Consider the following 18,937-nt stretch of genomic DNA (forward strand, 5'->3'; position numbering starts at 1 on the left):
GGGACCGCGCGACTCAAACCCTAACCCCAACCTGTCGCTAGAAGGGTGGTGGGGGTTCGGGCAGCGTAGTGTAGGTCTTGCCTCCGAGTGAAGAGACGTGATGGGTCCGTTGGTCGTCTTGCCCGGCAGGCCAGATGCCCTCCGTTTTCAGCATGTGGTGGAGCTTGCACCGCGGTCGGAGATTTTCGAGTGCAGTTTTTCCGCCGTGCGCCCAAGGAGTGACGTGGTCGATCTCGCAGGACATCGATGAGCGGTTACATCCGGGATGGACGCAGGTCGGGTTGGTGATTCTCACCCAGTCCTGCAGGTGTTTTGGTGGCCGGTATCTGTCCCTGCCGACGCTGAGCACAGCCCCCGTTTCCGGGTGGACCAGGATTCTGGTGAAACTAGGTGCGTGGGCGGCGAGGTTCCGAGCGGTTTCCGGGTCGATCGGACCGTAACCGTCCAGCAACCCGTTCGCGCAGCCGGTTAGGTCGGGTGCATTGCTGCCCGAGTCCCGCGTAGTGCCCAAGAAGCTACGCTCGAAACCGTCCGCCGGGTTGCCGAGTGGCGCGGCTGCCTTTTCGGCAGGCACTGATGCCGCTGCACCGTTCGTGGTGTCCTGCCAGTCTGATCTGCGGTGACCGAGGAGGGTCATCACCGGGACGGTGACAAACACGCTCGCGCTGATTCCGCGGTAGCCGGTGCCTTTCTGCGGGTCCCCGGTACACGTGTGTGTGAGCACGTCAGCGAATACGTCTGCCCGCAACTGGGACAGTGTGCGCGGCTCCTAGGGACCCTGCAGGGAGCGTGCCGCGGCGTCGACCCGGTTGAAGATCCCGTGTGTCTGCTCCGCGGGGAGGTACGCGCCGAGCCAGGCCATGCCGTCTTGCTCGGGCTGCACCGTGACGGCCCGGTCCTTCACTGCCCGGGCTTTGCGGAGGGCAATCGATTCCGGGTGCAGTTCCTCGCGCAGTCGCCGGCAGTGTCGGGCAAGTTTCGGGCGGGTCAAGGCTCCCGCCGTTTCCAGCACTGTCTCCTCGAACCCGGACACGCCCTCGACCGGGATGGCCCCGGATTCCTCCACGATGACCTGCGCCTGCGCCGGGCTGATCCGGCCGTCCTCGAGCGCTTCCCGCGTCGCCGGTAGTTCCTCAGTGAGCCTCAACGCTTCACTGAGTATCCGGTGCGCGGTCCGCCCGGGTACCCGCAGCAGCGGAGCAATTTCCTGTGCGGCCAGGGTGAGGGTGAACTGCGGATGCGCCTTACCGCTCCTGGAGACCTCGTGGTTCTCGATGTGGTGGAAGACTTCGGCGGTGAGCGCGGCCTGCTTCGCTGCAACCCATGACGCCAACCGGTCCGCCGCCCGCAGCAGGTCCAACGTGTCAGGCATGGTCCGGAACTGCCGGGACTGCACCGACGCGGCGTCTTGCAGTCGGTGCACCAGACCATACGGTGACGCATTCTCCACGGCCGCACGCGCGTGCTCATCGAAAGCTCCACAGTCGATGTCCACGCCGTCTGGATCCAGGGCATGCTCATACGAAACCTCTGACCAGGCCAGGTCCGCCTCCGCATAGGCGTGTTCAAGAGTCAGCTCGTGAGCGTCCTCAAGAATCTCCTTGGTCCTGGTCTTCATGCAAAACAGTCAACAACCCGGCTCCGACATTCCTGAGTTCGACTGTCTGGCCACAGCTTCACGAGGACGGGTCGCCGAGTACCAGCCGGCGAACAATAGAACGACCAGCGTCACATCAACGACATCACCGCCGTAGTACATCAACTGCGAGCCAACCCGGGCATCATCAACGGAAACCCCAGTCGGCGGATCCGCATAGAGCCATTTGGCGAGGATTGAATGGGCGGCAATGAAGAGAATAAGCACGGCCGATCGGAGCCGCATCGACGTCGGATGCGGGTTGGGATCCACACCAATGATGGACGCCGTAAAGATATACCCGGCCAGAAAAATGTGGGCATGGACAACTGCATGAACCAGCACAGAGGAGTGCATGAGCTGATACAGGTCTGTGGTGTAGAGCAACCAGAGACCGCCGATGTTCAACGTCGCTGCGACTACGGGATGCGTCAGGACCCGAAACCAACGGGCACGAAGAACGCGCGTGAGCGACCGCGCTGAGGACACCGGCAGCGCCCGAAGCATCACGGTGACCGGTGCGGCCAGGACCAGCAGCAAAGGCGCCATCATCCCGACCAGCAGGTGACTGACCATGTGTGCAGTGAAAGTGCCAGCAGCGGCGGCGTACAGGTATCCCGCCCCGGCACAGGCCAACCCCACATACCAAAGGACAACCCGGTAGATGGGCCACCGTCCGCGGTTCCGCGCAGCCTGAAGCGCTACTGCGTAACCAACGGCGGCAGCGAGCAGGACCACTACAGCCACGCAGTCGAGTAGCACCCATCCCAGCCCGCCGCCCGTCGAATGGTCATGCATCTCGGCTCCTCAGGCAGAGGCGCGAGGCCGGGTTCGCCACAGAACGAGCAGCCCGACTACCAGGAGGAGGACCGCGGAAAGAATCCAGGTCAGGTCATAAGGCAACAGGTCCACCTCATAACGAATCTGGTGAATGCGAAGCAACTTGTGGCTGACCACTCCGTCGAGGAGCTGGAAAAACCCGACGCCGGCGGTCACCGCCCCAGCCCAGCGACTCCACACGATGTGCGTCCGGCGGCGGACTTCGGCGAGCAGGAACAACCCCCAGATGGTGATGAACCAGCCGAAGGCATGAAAGAACCCGTCCGTCGTCAGCGCAACGCGGGTTGTGGACAGGTCATAGAAGTGGTGCCACTGCAAAGCCAGATGAAAAATGAACAGATCGATCATCGAAGCGGCAATCCCGCAGCCGAACAGGAACCCTGACAGCAACAACCGTCGGTCGAACGGAGACTTGGTTCCGGCTCCACGATTGGGCTTCGTCTCAGCACTGGACATCGAGACCCCCTTAGCTGGCCGTGATCTGTTCCCCCATTGTGCTGGCCACCGTGTCAGTGATCAACGACCGGTCCACCGAACTGGCTCACCCGGGAGTCGCGCTGCTGCCTGGTTCTATCCCACATGAAGAACCCCGCCGCCGCGATGGCGAGCTGGAACGGAATGGCGAGCAGCACCGCCGAGGTCTGCTCGTTCGAGACCAGCAGCAATGCGCTGCTTGCCACGAGCAGGACGCCAAGCCATCGCGGGAGCACGCCCGACCGAAGGATGAAGATCCCGATCAGCACGAAGCCGACAATGAGGGCCACCATGCCGGCGACGACGAGATACGGCATGCCGGGGAAGTCTCCTCCGAAGAACACGGCCTGGATAAACGCCCGCTGCAAGCAGGACTACAAAGCCGACGCCGGCACACGCCGCCCCCGCGTTCATGAGCTTCAGGGCAGCCCCTCGTCCGTAATGTCCAATACGGTACGGGCCCTCTAGGTAAGCGATCGCTGATCAGGAAGGCGGCGCCGTCGTCTTCCTGATCACGAGGCGCGGCGGGATGAGGACGTGCTCCGGCTGCGTGCGTCCCTCGATCCGGGAGAGTAAAAGCTCAGCCGCCTGCCGGCCCATCGCGACACCGGACTGGTCGACGGTGCTGAGTCCGATGGGCGGAAGCGCGGTGGCGGGAACGTTGTCGTAGCCGACGATCGAGAGGTCCTCCGGGATGTGAATCCCCGCCTCCAGCAACGTGGTGTAGGCACCCAGCGCTGCAATGTCTGCGCCGCCATGGATGGCCGTAGGCCGCATGGAACGTCCACGGCCGGCGATCGTGCGGCCGACTTCCTTGCCGCTTTCAGCTACCCAACGACCCGGAATATGGTCGATCCATTCCTCCAGGCCATGCCGCGCCATCGCGAGATCGTACCCACGACCGCGGACGGTTTGCGGCATGCTCGGCGCGTCCTCGACGCTGTCATTGGCGAGATAAGAGATGCGCTGATGTCCCAAACCGACGAGGTGGTCCACAATAAGGCCGCTACCGGCGATGTCGTCGCTCGCCACGGTATCGAAATGGTCGGCGGGTCCATGCCGCCCGATGACGACGACGGGGAGAGTCCGGCCGAGACGCTCGAGCTCTTCGTTCGGGCCGAACGGGGCAATCAGCAGAAGGCCGTCCATGCGCCGGTCCACCATGGCATCGATCAGCCGTGTCTGCGCCTCGAGGCCACGGCGGGCCTCGCCGATCAGTACCTGGTAACCCACGTCTTCCGCTATGTCCCGGACTCCCTCAATGAGGACAGAGAAGAAGGTATTCGAGAGGTCCACCAGAAACACGCCTATCGTGTAGCTGTTGCCGCGCATGCCACGGGCCAACGCCATGGGCCGGTAACTGAGCGCTGCAATCGATTCTTCGACACGGGACTTCATTGCCGGGCTGACTCCGTAGGCATCCCGCAGCACCTTCGAGACCGCAGCGGTGGAGACTCCTGCGTGCCGCGCTACATCGCGGATGGTGGCGCGCTTCGGTTCTTCGAGCATGGACCTCTCGCGTTCCTCCGGCACACGACCGGGCTTCACAGCGCAGAAATGGAGCACCGGGATGGTGCAAAGACTTTTTTATCCTAGCCCTTGGCAGGGAAGTGTGATGTAGCTTATAGTCATGTGTAGAACGGTCTACACGACGGTTTGAACACAGTGCACGATCTTCCGATTCCACATTCCTCCGCGAAGGCGAGGAATTGATTTCGGGACATATGAAACGTTTCAGCCGGGACGCTCCCGGTTCCTTTACGAGGAGGTAAAGATGACCACATCCAACAGGCGCCGTGGAACTGCGATGGTTGGTGGGTTCGCCGCTCTTGCTCTGGCGCTGAGCGCCTGCGGCGGAGGCGGGGGAGAAGCTGACGCCGGGGGAAGCGAAAGTATCACCTGGTTGATCGACAACACCGAGACCTCGGTTGCATCGGCCGAACAGATCATCGAGGACTTCGAAGCGGCGAATCCAGACATCAGCGTGGAGCTGGAGACCCGCCCTCAGGGCGGCGAGGGTGACAACCTCGTCAAGACGCGGCTGGCCACGGGCGAGATGACAGATGTCTTCGCCTACAACACCGGTTCGCTGTTCCAGCAGCTCAACCCGGAGCAGAACCTCCTGCCGGTCACGAGCGAGCCCTACATGGAGAACGTCTCCGACTCCTTCCAGCCTGTTGTCCAGGCAGGCGAAGAAGTGTATGGCGTACCTTTCGGCACTGGCATGGCCGGCGGAATCCTCTACAACAAGAAGGTGTACGAAGAGCTCGGTCTGGAGGTGCCCACAACGTGGGACGAGTTCATGGCCAACAACGAGAAGATCAAGGAAGCGGGAAAGGCCCCGATCATCCAGACCTATCAGGACACGTGGACTTCACAGCTGTTCGTCCTGGGTGACTTCGCCAATGTTGCTGCAGCCGATCCCAATTTCGCTGAGGATTACACCGCCAATGAAGCGAAGTACGCTACGCACCCAGCTGCAGTGAAGGGCTTCGAGCACCAGGAGGAAGCGTTCAAGGCCGGCATGTTCAACGAGGACTTCACCTCCGCCTCCTACGGTGACGGACTTGAGATGCTGACAAGCGGCGAGGGCGTGCATTACCCGATCCTCACGTTCGCACTCTCCGAAATCGCGGTGAGCTTCCCTGAGCAGATCAATGACCTGGGTCTCTTCCCGATTCCGGGTGAGGATGCAGAGAAGAACCCCCTCACGATCTGGCTTCCCGGTGCTGTCTACATCTCAAAGAACACTGAGAACCCCGAAGCGGCGAAGAAGCTGCAGGCCTTCATCGCAAGCCCTGAGGGTTGTGATGCACAGACCGCCGCGGTTGGCGTCGTCGGACCATACCTCGTCGATGATTGCGACCTTCCCGACGATGTCCCCCCTGCGGTCAGCGACATGCTGCCGTACTTCGAGGACGAGTCCCGCAACAGTCCTGCACTTGAGTTCCTCTCCCCGATCAAGGGACCGGCCTTGGAACAGATCACCGTCGAGGTGGGCTCGGGCATCCGTCCCGCAAAGGACGGCGCCGCCCTGTACGACCAGGACGTCGAAAAGCAGGCCAAGCAGCTGAACCTGCCCGGCTGGAGCTGACCCGAACCCCGAACTAGGACCAGGCCGTCCGGTTCCCGCCCGAATAAGCGGCGCGGGCCCGGACGGCCACCTGGAGAGACCCCATGACAGCGAACACAGCAATAACCACATCCCCAGCGTCGCCCGCGCGTCGCCCCGATGGGACAAAGCGCCCGAAGCGTAAGTCCTCCTACCCGTACTGGTTCTATATCCCCACTGCGGTGATTTACGCAGTCCTGTTCCTGGTACCGACCTTCGCCTCGTTCTACTACAGCTTCACCCGCTGGAACCTGACAGAGGCAACCTGGATAGGGTTCGACAACTTCGCCCAGTTCTTCCAGGAACCGGCACTTGTAAAAGGCCTCACCAACACCTTCATCTACGCGGTAGTGACCTCCGGCCTGAAGGTCGTACTCGGCATGGTCCTCGGTGTCCTGCTCACCTCCCAGATTATTGCCCGCGGCTATCTGCGTTCGGTGATCTTCTTCCCGGTCCTGCTGAGCAGCATCGGTGTAGGCCTGGTGTTCACGGTCCTGATGGATCCCCGGGACGGCCTGATCAACACGGCGCTCGCGACCATCGGCATTGATGGTCCTGCGTGGCTGACTGATCCAAGCCTCGCACTGCTCTCCGTAGCCCTGGTCGACGTGTGGAAGGGTGTCGGCCTGGCAACAGTCATCTACATTGCCGGTATCGTGTCCATTCCGCAGGAGTACTTTGAGGCCTCAAAGGTCGACGGCGCCGGCCCCTTCAAGAGCTTCTGGAACATCACGCTTCCGCTCGCCCGACCTGCCACGGCCACGGTGATCATCCTCTCGCTCATCGGCGGCCTGCGCTCCTTCGACCTCATCTGGGCGATGACCCGCGGCGGCCCCGGCTTCACCTCCGACGTGATTGCGTCGGTGATCTTCAAGCAGTACCAGTCCGGCTTCTATGGACTGTCCACCGCCGGCAACGTGGTGCTGTTCCTGGTGGTCACCGCCATCGTTGTTCCGCTGTCCATGTTGCTGAACCGCAAGGAGGTCGAGGCATGACCGTCACACTGAGGCGCTACGGAGTTGGAGTCCTTGCTATCGCCGCAACAATCGTCATCTTCATCATCCCGCTGCTCTTCATGATCCTCACTGCGCTGAAGAGCCGGCAGGAGGCTAACCGGCTCCAATTCTCCTGGCCCACCGAGTTCGCTTTCGTGGAGAACTTCGTCGAGGTGGTCTCCACCCGGGACTTCATGCTCGTGACCGCCTTCATCAACTCCACCGTGCTGACCGTTGCAAGCGTCACGATCATGGTGGTCCTGGCGGCAATGGTGGCCTGGGTGCTCCAGCGACGCCGCAGCCCCTGGAACGGATTCATCAACTTCCTTGTCTTGTCCGGCCTGATCATTCCTCCGGCGGTGGTTCCTACCATCTGGGTGCTGCAGTCCCTTGGATTGTTCAAGACGCTCTCCGGACTGATCCTGATCGAGGTCGCGTTCGGTGTGTCCTTCTGCATCCTCTTGTTCCGCGCGTTCATCGCCGGCATCCCCAAGGAACTGGATGAAGCTGCGGTGATCGACGGCTGCGGACCGATCCGGCTCTTCTTCCGGGTGATCTTCCCGCTGCTGCGCTCCGTCATCGTCACGGTGATCGTGGTTCAGGCCGTCGCGGTATTCAACGACTTCCAGAATCCGCTGTACTTTCTTCCGGGAGACGACAACGCCACCGTCCAGCTGACGCTGTTCAACTTCCAGAGCCAGTTCAGCACCGCGTACAACCTGCTCTTCATGAACATCCTGCTGATCACCATCCCGCCGTTTGTCATGTACCTCTTCTTCAACCGCCAGATTGTGGCCGGTATGACGGCGGGCGCAGTCAAGGGCTAAACCCCACCCGCACGACCGAGCCCGTCCGCCGCGCCGCCGCGGCCTTCACGTCAAGGAGACCCCAACCCATGCCCACTACCGTGCATGCCGCCACCTTCGAACACCTCCCACAGCCACTCGGCATCGGCACCGCCACGCCGCGAATCTCCTGGAAGACCAGTGCAGCTCCGGGCTGGGTCCAGGTGGCGTATCAGGTCGCGGTGAAAACCGTCGGCGGAACTGAAACCGGCGAACGGGTGAATTCAGGGGAGTCCGTCCTCGTGCCATGGCCTGCGCCGCCGCTTCGTTCGGGTGAGCGTGCCGAGGTCACGGTCCGGGTGTGGGGAGCGGAAGATGACGAGCCCAGCGACTGGAGTCCGGCGTCGTCGGTTGAATTGGGACTGTTGGAACCGGGCGACTGGACCGCCACCGCCATCACCCCAGTTTGGGACGAAGACCCGGAAGCGGACCGGCAGCCGCCGTTGCTGCGCAAGGAGTTCACGCTCGACCGGCCGGTGGCTTCGGCCCGCCTCTACGCGACTGCGCACGGGCTGTACGAGGTGGAGATCAACGGCATCCGCGTCGGCGATGATGCCCTCGCGCCCGGCTGGACCGTGTACGGAGACCGCCTGCGCTACTACACCTATGACGTGACCGACTTCCTGAACGACGGCGCGAACGCGGTGGGCGCGTGGCTCGCCGACGGCTGGTACCGCGGCCGCCTCGGCTTCCACGGTGGCCACGCGAATCTCTACGGGGACAAGGTGGCGCTGCTCGCACAGCTCCACATCACGCACGACGACGGCTCCACCACCGTGATCGGCACCGACGAGTCCTGGAAGGCCTCCTTCGGTCCGGTCCAGTTCTCCAGCCTCTATAAGGGTGAAACGTACGACGCGCGGGCCCTCGCGTCCGGCTGGAGCCGGCCAGGTTTCGACGACGAAGGCTGGGAACCGGTTGTCGCCGTCGAGCGTGATCCGCGCACCCTGGTGGCGCCGGAGGGTCCGCCGGTGCGCTGCACTGGAGAAGTCCGTCCGGTGCGCGTGTGGACCTCGCCCGTTGGGAAGACCCTGCTGGACTTCGGCCAGAATCTGGTGGGCCGGCTGCGGATAACGGTCAATGGAAAGGCTGGCTCGACGGTCACCCTGCGCCATGCCGAGGTGCTGCAGGACGGTGAGCTGTACACGAGGCCCCTGCGCGGTGCAGACTCCGTCGACGTCTACACCCTCGCCGGTGGTGGGGATGAGACATGGGAGCCACGGTTCACGATCCACGGCTTCCGGTACGCGGAGATCGACGGCTGGACCGGCGGGGAGATCGGCGAGAACGTCGTCGCCCGCGTCTACCACACCGACATGGAGCGGATCGGCTGGTTCGAATCCTCCAATCCTGACCTCAACCGCCTCCACGACAATGTGCTTTGGAGCATGCGGGGCAACTTCGTGGATATCCCGACAGACTGCCCGCAGCGCGACGAGCGCCTCGGCTGGACCGGCGACATTCAGGTCTTCGCCCCGACCGCGAGTTTCCTCTACGACTGCTCAGGCATGCTGTCCTCCTGGCTGAAGGACGTTGCCGCTGAGCAGCTGCCGGACGGCACCGTTCCCTGGTACGTACCCGTGATTCCGGGTGGGGACGCCTGGACGCCCATCCGTCCCGGAGCGGTATGGGGCGACGTCGCCGTTCTCACCCCGTGGGCCCTCCACGACCGCTTCAACGATCTGAAGATCCTCGCCGACCAGTACAACAGCGCCAAGGCCTGGGTTGACCTGCTCGATCGGTTGGCTGGCGAGAGCCACCTCTGGAACGGCAGCTTCCAGCTCGGTGACTGGCTTGATCCCACCGCTCCGCCGGAGGACCCCACCCAGGCCATGACGGACCCGCACCTTGTGGCTACGGCCTACTTCGCCTGGTCGGCACGCCACCTGGCGAAGATGGCCGCCGCGCTAGGGAACCCCGACCACGAGCTGCATTACCTAGAGCTCTCCCGCGCGGTGGCTGATGCCTTCGCCCGCGAATACATCAACGACGACGGAGGCATGACCAGCGACGCCCAGACCGCCTACGCGCTCGCAATCGTTTTCGGTCTGTTCCCGGATGAGGCGACCGAGCGGAAGGCAGCCCGGCGGCTCGCGCAGCTGGTGCGCGACGGCGGCAACCGGATCGGCACAGGATTTGCCGGAACCCCGGTGATTTCCGACGCTCTCACGATCGGCGGTGAGGTGGAAACCGCCTACGACCTCCTGCTTGAGCGCAGCTGCCCGTCCTGGCTCTACGCCGTGGACCAGGGCGGAACCACAATCTGGGAACGCTGGGATTCGATGCTGCCCGACGGCACGGTGAACGAGGGGGAGATGACCTCCTTTAACCACTACGCCCTGGGCGCGGTGGCCGACTGGATGCACAGGGTGGTCGGCGGACTGGCTCCGCTCAAGCCGGGTTACCGGAAGATCCTTGTTCGTCCCCAGCCGGGCGGTGGGCTCACCTGGGCAAACACGCGCCATGAGACCCCGTACGGCACGGCCTCCGTGCAGTGGCGCATTGCTGAAGGCGGGCTCACCGTCGTCGTCGAAGTTCCCACGGGGACCACCGCGCGGGTTGAATTGCCCGGGCAGGATCCGTATGAGGTCACCTCCGGACGGCACGAGTTCGCCGTCGAATATGCGGCTTAACGGGGCGGGATGGAACAGATAACAGAGGTCGACGGCGGTGCCACTGTGGGCGTTCCCGAACTGGCTACTTCGCAAAAGAACGCGCTCGCGCTGCACAATTTCCCCCAGGCCGGCGTAACGGAGTTCGTCTATACGGATGGTCCCAATGGCGTACGCGATGCCGCCGGCGCCACAGCCTTCCCCTCCGGGCTCGCGGTGGCAGCGTCCTTCGACCTGGCTCTGGCCACCAGGTTCGGGGCGGCGATGGCACGTGAAACCCTCTCCGCGGGACGCAATGTGATGCTCGGCCCCGGGCTGGACATTGCGCGCGTGCCGTGGGCGGGCCGGCTCGCGGAGTCATTGGGCGAGGACCCGTTCCTAACCGGGGAGATCGGTGGGCTGGTGGCCGCGGCGATTCAGGCGGGCGGCGTCCTGTCGATCCCCAAGCACTTCATCGCCAACAACTTCGAGATTCTGCGCACCGGAGCGGGCAGCGCGGAACGGCGGACTCCCGCCGTCGACGTCCGGATTTCGCCGCGTGCACTGCGCGAAATCTATGCTGAACCGTTCCGCCGCGCTCTGCTGAGCTATGGCGTCGCGGGGATCCTCACCTCTTACAACCGGCTCAACGGCGACTACGTCTCCGAAAGCCGCGAGGCGATCGGTATCCTCCGGGACGAGTGGGGCTGGCAGGGCGTCATTGTGCCGGACTTCATCTTCGCCGTCCGCGACAACGTGAAAGCCCTGCACGCCGGGCTGGACCTTCCCGCGCTCGATGGTTCGGCAGGACGCACCGCAGACATGGTGGACCAGGCGCCGGACGAGCTGCTCGACGGCATAGCCGCACATGTACAGCATGCGATCTCGACGGTGGGATTGCAGGAAGCACCGCCGTCGTCCGTTCCGCTCGATGACGCGTCGTCCCAGGAGCTCGCGCAGCGGATCCTCGAAGATGGTGCCGTGCTGTTGGCGAACGACGGCGTCCTGCCGCTTGACGCTGATTCGCTGGGTTCCCTTGCACTTCCGGGTATCGAAGACCCGTCCCACCTGCTGGTGATGGGCGGCTCAGCGTCGGTGACTCTGACGCCGGAGCGCATCGAGTCGCTGGAGGACGCTTTGAAGCGAGAGTTTTCTGGTGCTGAGGTGGTCGCCGCCCCGGGAACGCTGGGCGATGTCCCGCTGCCGACTCTCGGCGGGCCTGTCTCCGCGACCGTGCGGGATAACGTCACTCAACGCGAGGTGCACCTTGAGCTTGAGGAGTTTGCGCTCGCGGATCCATTTGGAGGCATTGGGGAGGAGTGGTCCGCCGTCCTCTTGTACCAGTTCACCCCGACCGAAGCGGGTGAGCACCGACTTGCGCTGACGTTTGCCGGTGACGCGAGGTTGGTGGTCGATGAGGTAGAGGTGGTCACTGGTTATCGCGAAGCCTCCCCGATGATCCAGGGACCCGAGTACCCGCTGCAGGCCGTCCTCGACCTCGAGGCCGGGCAACCGGTTGAGCTGCGGGTCGAGTTCAGCACCGGCTCGGGGATCCGGGTGCCGCCGGCAGGTATCCGCCCCGGGGTGAGGCTCGGTCTCGCCGGACCGGATAACGCGCTGCGGGACGCGGTGGAGGCTGCGCGGGCGGCGGAGGTTGCCGTCGTCGTCGTTGGGAGGGTCAGCGGTGAAGCAATGGACACCGAGTCACTGAGGCTCCCGGGTGACCAGGAGCGGCTGATTGAGACCGTGGCCGCGGTGAACCCAAAGACCGTGGTCGTGACGTGCGGCAGCGGGCCGGTTGTGATGCCGTGGGCGTCCCAGGTCGCGGCGATCCTGCACGTGTGGAATCCGGGCGAGCGGTTCGGCCCCGCGTTGGCGCGGATGCTGAGCGGCACCGTCGAACCCGGCGGGCGCCTGCCGTTGACCTTCCCTACGTCAGAGGACGCGACGCCAGTGAGTTCGCCGGAGCGCTATCCCGGTGTGGACTCGGTGGTGCACTACGACGAGGAGCTGCTGGTCGGCTACCGCTGGTATGACGCCGAGGGTGTGGAGCCGGCCTTCCCCTTCGGACACGGCCGGGGCTACACGGACTTTGAGGTCACCGCCTTCACTGCAAAAGCGAACGACGACGGCGTCCGCCTCGATATCGAGTTACGGAACCTGGGGCAACGGGCCGGCAAGGCGGTGCCGCAGGTGTACGTGGATGCGCCGTCGGCTGCCGGACAGCCGCGCGCATTGCGGGCGTTCAGCGCCGCCGTCGTACCAGCGGGTAGGGTGCACCAGTTTGTGATGGCGATTCCGCGGGACGATCTCGCGGCGTACAGCGAGTTGGGGCTTGAGCGCGTGGTGCATCCGGGGGAGTACGTCCTGCATGTTGGGTTGTCCTCGCGGGACCTGCGAAGGAGCGCGCGGGTCGTCGTGGGGTGATGCCCGACCTTTGCAGGGGTACTCCACCCAGAAGTGGCCCTTAGGTGCAGGACCGTTGCCCGGAAGCAGCGGAATCTGCAGCTAAGGGCCACTTCTGCGTCAGGGTCAGGATGAAGCCGGCCCCGAAACCCCGGGTAAGAGCCACAAACGGATTCCCGGTCCGTCGCCACGGAAAGCCACCGCGTCAACGGCCCAGTCCGCCGCGATACTGCCCGTGCTCCACAGGTCAGCGATCGTATCGGAAGCCTGTATGTCTACCAGATCCAGCGGAAGGGTGACGCCGTCGAAACCGCAGCGGGACGCCACCACCAGCACCGAACCCGCGGCATGCTCACGGACATACACAAGCACATCGCCCCGCGCATACAGCCATCGCAGGCCGCCCTCAGCCAGAGCAGTGATGTCGCGACGCAAACGGCCAAGGTGCGCTACGGCGTCGTGCAGGTCCCGGTGATGCTGCTGCAGCGAATCCCATGGCATCGGAGTCCTCGAATCCTCGCCGTTGACTCCCTGCAGCCCGAACTCGTCTCCGGCAAACAGCGTCGGAATACCGGGCATCGTATACATGATTCCCAGTCCGATCAGCTGCCCACCGGGAATCATGACCGTTGCCGCCCGGGCTGTATCATGCGTGTTGAGCGCAATCATGTTCTGCGTCCGCACCTGCCACGGGAACGCCGCAGCAAACACTGAGTGCAGCTCCACGAACTGCTCGGCGGGAATACGGTTCGGCCCGGGCAGAGGCGTGCCGAAGAAGTTCACCTCGTCAGCAGAGGATCCAACCAACCACTGCCACAAGGGCCGAGTGAAGTTCGAGTACGTCATGGCGCCGTGCCAGGTGTCGCCGTCGAAATCTTGAGCCGCATCGTTGGTGGACTCTGCTAGCAGGAGAGTGTCCGGATTGACCTCACGCATGGTGGAACGCACCGCCAAAGCAACCGCGCGGTTGAGGTCCACGTCGCCGTGGCGTCCCGTCATGTTCGCCACATCAATCCGCCAGCCGTCCAGGTTGAACGGTGGTTGCAGATACTGGGCGACCACCGACGTCGGGCCGCCGATGAACCGCTCCCGCAGCGCCGGGGAGAGCCAGTTCAGCTTGGGCAGGCTCGGCACCCCGAACCACGCCGCATACGCGGAGCGGTCCTCGGAGAAGTAGTAGAAGCCCGCTTCCTCGGAGGAAGGATCCGAAGAAGCGGCCTGGAACCACTCATGCCCATCGCCGGTGTGGTTGGTGGTGAGGTCGCCCAATACCTTCAAGCCACGCTCGTGCGCTGCCCCGACGAGTCGAATCAGGGCCTCGTCCCCACCCAGCAGCGGATCGACCATAGCGAAGGTTGACGCGTCATAGCGGTGGTTGGACCGGGCAGGGAAGAACGGCGTCAGGTAAACCACCGTGGCGCCCAGCGAGGCGATGTGGTCGAGCCGCTCCGTGATCCCGTCGAGGTCGCCACCGTAGAACTGGTACGGAGTGTCGGGCCCCGAAGATACCACCGGGGTATCCCACTGACACGGAACCGCCCATTCCGGCACTTCCCGAACAACAGCCGATGCCGAGCGCGCGAACCGGTCGGGAAAGACCTGGTAAATCACCCCACGCCGGGCCCATTCGGGCGCCGGCTCGGGGCACACCAGACGGAAGTCGTGAACGTCCGGCGTATCACGCTCGAAGAACCCTTCGGCGTTGAGCCAGCGCCACGACGAGCCATCGGGAACGCCTACCTCCAGCAGGAACCGGTACCGCGTCACCGGGTTCACGACGCGAACCGATGCCTCCCACCAGACCCATGCGCCGTCACCCGTAGCAAGCAGAACCGCCTCGTCATAGTGCGGCTCAGCATCACGAAGCGACCGGACAAACATGCGCAGCACGTCGCCATAAGCCCGCGGCACCCGAAGACGAACCGGCACAGCAGACCCAAGTGCCGGAGTAGAAGGCACATACAGGGCCGATCCATCGTGATGCGGAAGTGCAAACATCAGCCGTCAGCCCTTGACCGACCCGGCGGACAGGCCGTTCACAATGTACTTCTGCAGGTAGAGGAACAGTGCCATGACGGGCAGCGCCGCAAGAACGGCACCGGCCGCGAATACGCCCCAGTTCTCGGACCGCTGCTGGCCCACGTAGGAGTAGAGGCCGACGGCGAGGGTCTGGCTGTCGGGATCGGTGAGCACCACGCTCGCAATGACGAACTCACTGCTCAGTCCGATGAACGCCAAAAGCCCGACGACGGCGAGAATCGGTGTGACCAGCGGCAGGATGATCGTGAAGAACACCTGCACATGGCTGGCGCCGTCAATGCGCGCCGCCTCATCGAGCGACGGCGGGATGGTGTTGAAGAACCCGTACATGAGGTACGTATTCACCCCGAGCGCTCCGCCCAGGTACACCATGATCAGGCCGAGCTGGCTGCCCAGTCCCAGCCACGGCACAACATCCGTGATGAAGTTCAGCAGCAGGAAGATCGCGACGACGGCAAGCAGTTGCGGGAACATCTGCAGTACCAGCAGTGAGAGCAGGCTGACCCGGCGACCCTTGAACCGCATGCGGCTGAACGCATAGGCGGCCAGCGCACCAAGGAACACCGTTGCTGCACTCGTCACGACGCCGATCACCAGTGTGTTGATGAACCACTTGCCGAACGGGCGGTTGGGATCGCTGAACAGCTGCTCGAAATTGCCGACGTCGATGCGGCTGAAAAGCACGTTGGATCCGGCCATGGTGCCGGTCGAGTTAAGGGCGGCGGACAGCACGTACAGGAGCGGGAACACCGCGAAAGCGGTGGTGATGACGCCCACCAGGTGCCGCCAGCCCTTCTCCCGGAACCAAGCGCCGAAGGTTTGTTTGCGCTGGGATGGTACGGACGGCGTCGTGCCCGTTCCTGGCGTGGCGAGGAGCGGTGTCGGTGTTTCGGTGGCCATTAGTGGATCTCCTCGAGGGCCTTGGTCTGCCGGAAGCTGATGATCGAAATCGCGGCAACGATGAAGAAGATGATGATGGACAGGGCGCTGGCGAGACCGTAGTCGCGGCCGACGCCGCTGCCGAACGCAACCTCGTACACCATGGTGATCAGGATGTCCGTCGCGCCCACGTTCACAGTGGTGTCCGAAAGGCGTGGACCGCCGTCGGTGAGCATGTAGATGATGTTGAAGTTGTTGAAGTTGAACGCGAAGCTCGCGATCAGCAGCGGTGCCACGGAGACCAGCAGGAGCGGCAGCTTGATGGACTTGAAGAGCTTCCACGGGGTGGCGCCGTCGAGCTTTGCGGCTTCATTGACGTCTTCGGGCAGTGACTGCAGCGCGCCGGTGCACACCAGGAACATATACGGGAAGCCCAGCCACAGGTTCACCAGCAGGACACTGAGCTTGGCCAGGAGTGGATCGGTCAGCCACGGAATATTCGCGCCGCCGAAGAAGGTGTTGTTGACGTAGCCGAACTCGGGGTTGAGGAGGCCGGACCAGACGAGACCGGCGAGGAAAGCGGGGAACGCGTAGGGCAGGATCATCAGGACCCGGTAAATACGCTTCCCGCGCAGGTCCGGCAGGTTGAAGGCGTTGGCGAGGAACAGCCCGAGCGCGAAGGTGGACAGCACCGAAACGAGCGCGAAGGTGAAGGTCCAGAGAGTCACCTGCAGCAGCGGTCCGCGGATGTTCTCATCGGAGAACGCCTTGACGAAGTTCGCGAACCCGACGTCGATCTTCCAACCGGTGTTGAGCTCTTTCCCATCCTCGGAGACGAAGGTTCCCTCGCCGGAGTCCGCGTAGACGGTCCCTGTTTCGGTGTCGGTGAAGGTGTCGGCAGCCTCGTCGTACTCCAGCGTGGGGCTGTAGACGTAGGCGGTGGAGCCGTCGCTGGTCTTCAGGGTGCCGTCATCGGGATCCTCCGAGAACGGGACCGTCAGAGCGAGGATGTCCGCCTGGTTCGCGAGCACTTCATTGAACTGGAGGGTACGGTACCCGTCGAGCTCCGTTGCCTTGCCGGTGCCGTCGGTGACAGCATCCGAAACCCCCTCAAGCGGTTCCTCGGCGCTCCCGATGCTGATGTCTCCCTCGGGGCCCGTGGTCAGAAAGTGGAACTCGCCGTCCTGTTCGACGACGGTGACCCGGTAGGCGGGGGAGTCGGGTACTCGCTGCTGCGCCGCGAGCTGGATCGACTCGATGGCGTCTTCCTTGGTGCTGTTGTGCCCGTCGCCGTAGTTGGTGAAGGCGACGTAGCCGCTGAAGATCATGACGAAGACCTGGAAGATCAGGAGGAAGAACACACCCGGAGCCAGGTATTTGGCCGGCAGTCCGCCGCGCCGAAGGTAGATCCAATTGATGAGCAGGGTGACGCCGGCAGCCAGTACCAGCACCGTCCACTTCTCCTGCATGAACAGGACCATGAGGACGTACACCGCGAAGGCATCGACGAGACCCAGCAGGATGATCTTTGCGAGGAGGCCGGCCATCGTGTCCGACGGGCGTAGGGACCGTTTCCTGGCGTCAGGAGGGGTGAGTTCGGTGGTGGGCATGAAACGGAGCTTTCGTTGTGGGCGCTGCGGTGAGGCCGGGCAGGTAAAGGGAAGCCGTTGTGGGCCGGGGAGTGTCCGGCCGGCCCACAACGGCTGCTTGGTGGTGGATTAGCCGGCAGCGATCTTCTGCTCGATGTTCTCGACCATGGCGGGCCAGGCTTCCTCCGGCTTGGCAGTGCCCTTGATCAGGGCGAGTTCGGTTGCGCCCCAGTCAGCCCAGACGGCCTGCATTTCGGGGACGGCGGGCATCGGAACACCATTGGCGCCGATCTCGCCGAAGGCAGCAACAACAGGGTCGGACGCTGCATTCTCGAAGGAGGCGGTAAGTGCCGGCGGGCGGCCGCCGACGCCGAACATCGCGTCCTGGGCTTCCTCGGTGGTCAGGTAGTTCACTGCGAACTCATTGGCCGCCAGGGCGTTGGTGCTCTTTGCGGAGATGAAGTAGCCGTTCACGCCGATGAAGGGCTGAGCAGGCTGATCGCCGACGGTGGGTAGTGCGTCGATGGCCAGGTTGATGCCGGCTTCCTGGGCGGCGCCGACGTTCCACGGTCCGGTCAGGTAGTAGGGGGATTCACCCGCGAGGAACTTCTCCTTGGCGATGTCGCCGGTGATGTTCGAGTTGAGGATGCCGGAACCGGTGTCACCCCACTCAACGAGCTTCTTCGCGAACTCGACCCCGTTGGGCTCACCGAGCTTGAGCTGCGATGCGTCGTAGCTGCCGTCCTCATTCTGGGCGAAGACAGGCACACCCATCGAGGTCTGGAAGGGGTACATGTGGTAAGGATCGGCCTGCTTGGGATCAAGACCCACGAGGAAGGGGAACTCCGCCTCTCCGGCTTCCACTGCTGCCTGACCGTTCTCGATGACCTCATCGAACGTTCTGGCGGCTTCAGGCACCAGGTCGGTGTTGCGCAGCAGGGCGATGTTCTCGATTGCGTACGGCACGCCGTACAGGTTGCCCTCGTAGGACATGGCCTGGATGGCGGATTCCTGGAACTCGCCGGCCTTGTCGCCCAGTTCGATCGGAGCGACGACGCCGTTCTCGACGAAGGTGCCGATCCAGTCATGCGGGCCCACGATCAAGTCGGGGCCGTTACCGGTGGGCACCTGGGTGATGAAGTCGTCGCGGACAGCTGCGAAGTCCTTGACTGCGAGGTCGATCGCAATGCCGGTGTCTTCCTCGAACGAGGCCGCAATCGACTCGAGGGCGGGAGCGCGCTCCGCGTCCACCCACATGGTGAGGGTTGTGGAGCCGCCCTCGGCCAGGTCAGTAGGCGCAGCCGATTCTCCGGGAGTGGATTCGGTGGATCCGCCACCGCATGCAGTCATTGCCAACACCGCAACGGACACCGCAGCTGTGGCCAGTGTCCGGCGTTGGAGGAGTCTGGTTGTTTGCACCTTCATTGGTGAACCTTTCTGTGGCGCCATAGGGCAGCCCGATACTGGGCGTTGCGCTGGAGCGCGGTTGGAAATGTGAGAACCGGTGGATTGTGCCGAGCACTTCAATTC

General features: G+C 63.7%; 15 protein-coding genes. 5 read left to right on the forward strand and 10 right to left on the reverse strand.

Annotation, left to right across the window (positions count from 1 at the left end; genetic code table 11):
- Positions 1–37: 37 nt before the first annotated feature.
- The 6 genes from AC5RTB_RS04325 to AC5RTB_RS04350 form a co-directional block, all read right to left on the reverse strand.
- Entirely contained in the window at positions 38–748 is a 711-nt protein-coding gene (locus AC5RTB_RS04325) for an HNH endonuclease signature motif containing protein (protein WP_494059857.1), read from the reverse strand.
- A gap of 21 nt (positions 749–769) precedes the next feature.
- Positions 770–1,618 (reverse strand): DUF222 domain-containing protein, encoded by an 849-nt coding sequence (locus AC5RTB_RS04330; protein ID WP_494059858.1) that lies wholly within the window; start codon positions 1,616–1,618, stop codon positions 770–772.
- 9 nt (positions 1,619–1,627) lie between these two features.
- Entirely contained in the window at positions 1,628–2,434 is an 807-nt protein-coding gene (locus AC5RTB_RS04335; protein WP_494059859.1) for a cytochrome c oxidase assembly protein, read from the reverse strand.
- A 9-nt stretch (positions 2,435–2,443) separates the two neighbouring features.
- Positions 2,444–2,932, reverse strand: a complete 489-nt coding sequence (locus AC5RTB_RS04340; protein WP_494059860.1) for a DUF2243 domain-containing protein — start codon at positions 2,930–2,932, stop codon at positions 2,444–2,446.
- A 53-nt stretch (positions 2,933–2,985) separates the two neighbouring features.
- Complete coding sequence (locus tag AC5RTB_RS04345) at positions 2,986–3,267, reverse strand: hypothetical protein (protein WP_494059861.1); 282 nt, start codon at positions 3,265–3,267, stop codon at positions 2,986–2,988.
- A gap of 166 nt (positions 3,268–3,433) precedes the next feature.
- Positions 3,434–4,459 carry a LacI family DNA-binding transcriptional regulator gene (locus AC5RTB_RS04350; RefSeq protein WP_494059862.1) on the reverse strand — a complete coding sequence of 342 codons (1,026 nt, stop codon included), beginning with the start codon at positions 4,457–4,459 and terminating at the stop codon, positions 3,434–3,436.
- 265 nt (positions 4,460–4,724) lie between these two features.
- Here AC5RTB_RS04350 and AC5RTB_RS04355 point away from each other — a divergent pair, with 265 nt between their 5' ends.
- From AC5RTB_RS04355 to AC5RTB_RS04375, 5 genes are all read left to right on the forward strand, one after another.
- Positions 4,725–6,044, forward strand: coding sequence for an ABC transporter substrate-binding protein (locus AC5RTB_RS04355; RefSeq protein WP_494059863.1), 1,320 nt, complete (start codon positions 4,725–4,727; stop codon positions 6,042–6,044).
- Between the two features lie 83 nt (positions 6,045–6,127).
- Complete coding sequence (locus AC5RTB_RS04360; RefSeq protein ID WP_494059864.1) at positions 6,128–7,057, forward strand: carbohydrate ABC transporter permease; 930 nt, start codon at positions 6,128–6,130, stop codon at positions 7,055–7,057.
- On the forward strand, positions 7,054–7,884 hold the full coding sequence (locus AC5RTB_RS04365; RefSeq protein ID WP_494059865.1) for a carbohydrate ABC transporter permease: 831 nt from the start codon (positions 7,054–7,056) through the stop codon (positions 7,882–7,884). The genes AC5RTB_RS04360 and AC5RTB_RS04365 overlap by 4 nt, the downstream gene beginning before the upstream one ends.
- A 68-nt stretch (positions 7,885–7,952) precedes the next feature.
- Positions 7,953–10,535, forward strand: a complete 2,583-nt coding sequence (locus AC5RTB_RS04370; RefSeq protein ID WP_494059866.1) for a family 78 glycoside hydrolase catalytic domain — start codon at positions 7,953–7,955, stop codon at positions 10,533–10,535.
- A gap of 9 nt (positions 10,536–10,544) precedes the next feature.
- Positions 10,545–12,920 (forward strand): glycoside hydrolase family 3 protein, encoded by a 2,376-nt coding sequence (locus tag AC5RTB_RS04375; protein ID WP_494059867.1) that lies wholly within the window; start codon positions 10,545–10,547, stop codon positions 12,918–12,920.
- 105 nt (positions 12,921–13,025) lie between these two features.
- Here the strand turns inward: AC5RTB_RS04375 and AC5RTB_RS04380 are convergent, their stop codons facing one another.
- The 4 genes from AC5RTB_RS04380 to AC5RTB_RS04395 all read right to left on the reverse strand — a co-directional run bounded on the left by AC5RTB_RS04380 (position 13,026) and on the right by AC5RTB_RS04395 (position 18,832).
- Complete coding sequence (locus tag AC5RTB_RS04380) at positions 13,026–14,858, reverse strand: glycoside hydrolase family 13 protein (protein WP_494059868.1); 1,833 nt, start codon at positions 14,856–14,858, stop codon at positions 13,026–13,028.
- Positions 14,859–14,903: 45 nt separating this feature from the next.
- Complete coding sequence (locus AC5RTB_RS04385; protein WP_494059869.1) at positions 14,904–15,839, reverse strand: sugar ABC transporter permease; 936 nt, start codon at positions 15,837–15,839, stop codon at positions 14,904–14,906.
- Positions 15,839–17,428: an ABC transporter permease subunit gene (locus AC5RTB_RS04390; RefSeq protein ID WP_494059870.1), complete on the reverse strand. Its 1,590-nt coding sequence runs from the start codon at positions 17,426–17,428 to the stop codon at positions 15,839–15,841. Before AC5RTB_RS04390 ends, AC5RTB_RS04385 begins: the two co-directional genes overlap by 1 nt.
- A 108-nt stretch (positions 17,429–17,536) precedes the next feature.
- Complete coding sequence (locus tag AC5RTB_RS04395) at positions 17,537–18,832, reverse strand: sugar ABC transporter substrate-binding protein (protein ID WP_494059871.1); 1,296 nt, start codon at positions 18,830–18,832, stop codon at positions 17,537–17,539.
- Positions 18,833–18,937 lie beyond the last annotated feature (105 nt).

Source organism: Arthrobacter sp. M71 S08 (assembly GCF_059089725.1).

Bases quoted from the DNA above. Each gene is read 5' to 3' on its own strand.
- AC5RTB_RS04330 (WP_494059858.1), bottom strand. From the start codon at position 1,618: ATGAAGACCAGGACCAAGGAGATTCTTGAGGACGCTCACGAGCTGACT.
- AC5RTB_RS04335 (WP_494059859.1), bottom strand. From the start codon at position 2,434: ATGCATGACCATTCGACGGGCGGCGGGCTGGGATGGGTGCTACTCGAC.
- AC5RTB_RS04340 (WP_494059860.1), bottom strand. From the start codon at position 2,932: ATGTCCAGTGCTGAGACGAAGCCCAATCGTGGAGCCGGAACCAAGTCT.
- AC5RTB_RS04345 (WP_494059861.1), bottom strand. From the start codon at position 3,267: ATGCCGTATCTCGTCGTCGCCGGCATGGTGGCCCTCATTGTCGGCTTC.
- AC5RTB_RS04350 (WP_494059862.1), bottom strand. From the start codon at position 4,459: ATGCTCGAAGAACCGAAGCGCGCCACCATCCGCGATGTAGCGCGGCAC.
- AC5RTB_RS04355 (WP_494059863.1), top strand. From the start codon at position 4,725: ATGACCACATCCAACAGGCGCCGTGGAACTGCGATGGTTGGTGGGTTC.
- AC5RTB_RS04360 (WP_494059864.1), top strand. From the start codon at position 6,128: ATGACAGCGAACACAGCAATAACCACATCCCCAGCGTCGCCCGCGCGT.
- AC5RTB_RS04365 (WP_494059865.1), top strand. From the start codon at position 7,054: ATGACCGTCACACTGAGGCGCTACGGAGTTGGAGTCCTTGCTATCGCC.
- AC5RTB_RS04370 (WP_494059866.1), top strand. From the start codon at position 7,953: ATGCCCACTACCGTGCATGCCGCCACCTTCGAACACCTCCCACAGCCA.
- AC5RTB_RS04375 (WP_494059867.1), top strand. From the start codon at position 10,545: ATGGAACAGATAACAGAGGTCGACGGCGGTGCCACTGTGGGCGTTCCC.
- AC5RTB_RS04385 (WP_494059869.1), bottom strand. From the start codon at position 15,839: ATGGCCACCGAAACACCGACACCGCTCCTCGCCACGCCAGGAACGGGC.
- AC5RTB_RS04390 (WP_494059870.1), bottom strand. From the start codon at position 17,428: ATGCCCACCACCGAACTCACCCCTCCTGACGCCAGGAAACGGTCCCTA.
- AC5RTB_RS04395 (WP_494059871.1), bottom strand. From the start codon at position 18,832: ATGAAGGTGCAAACAACCAGACTCCTCCAACGCCGGACACTGGCCACA.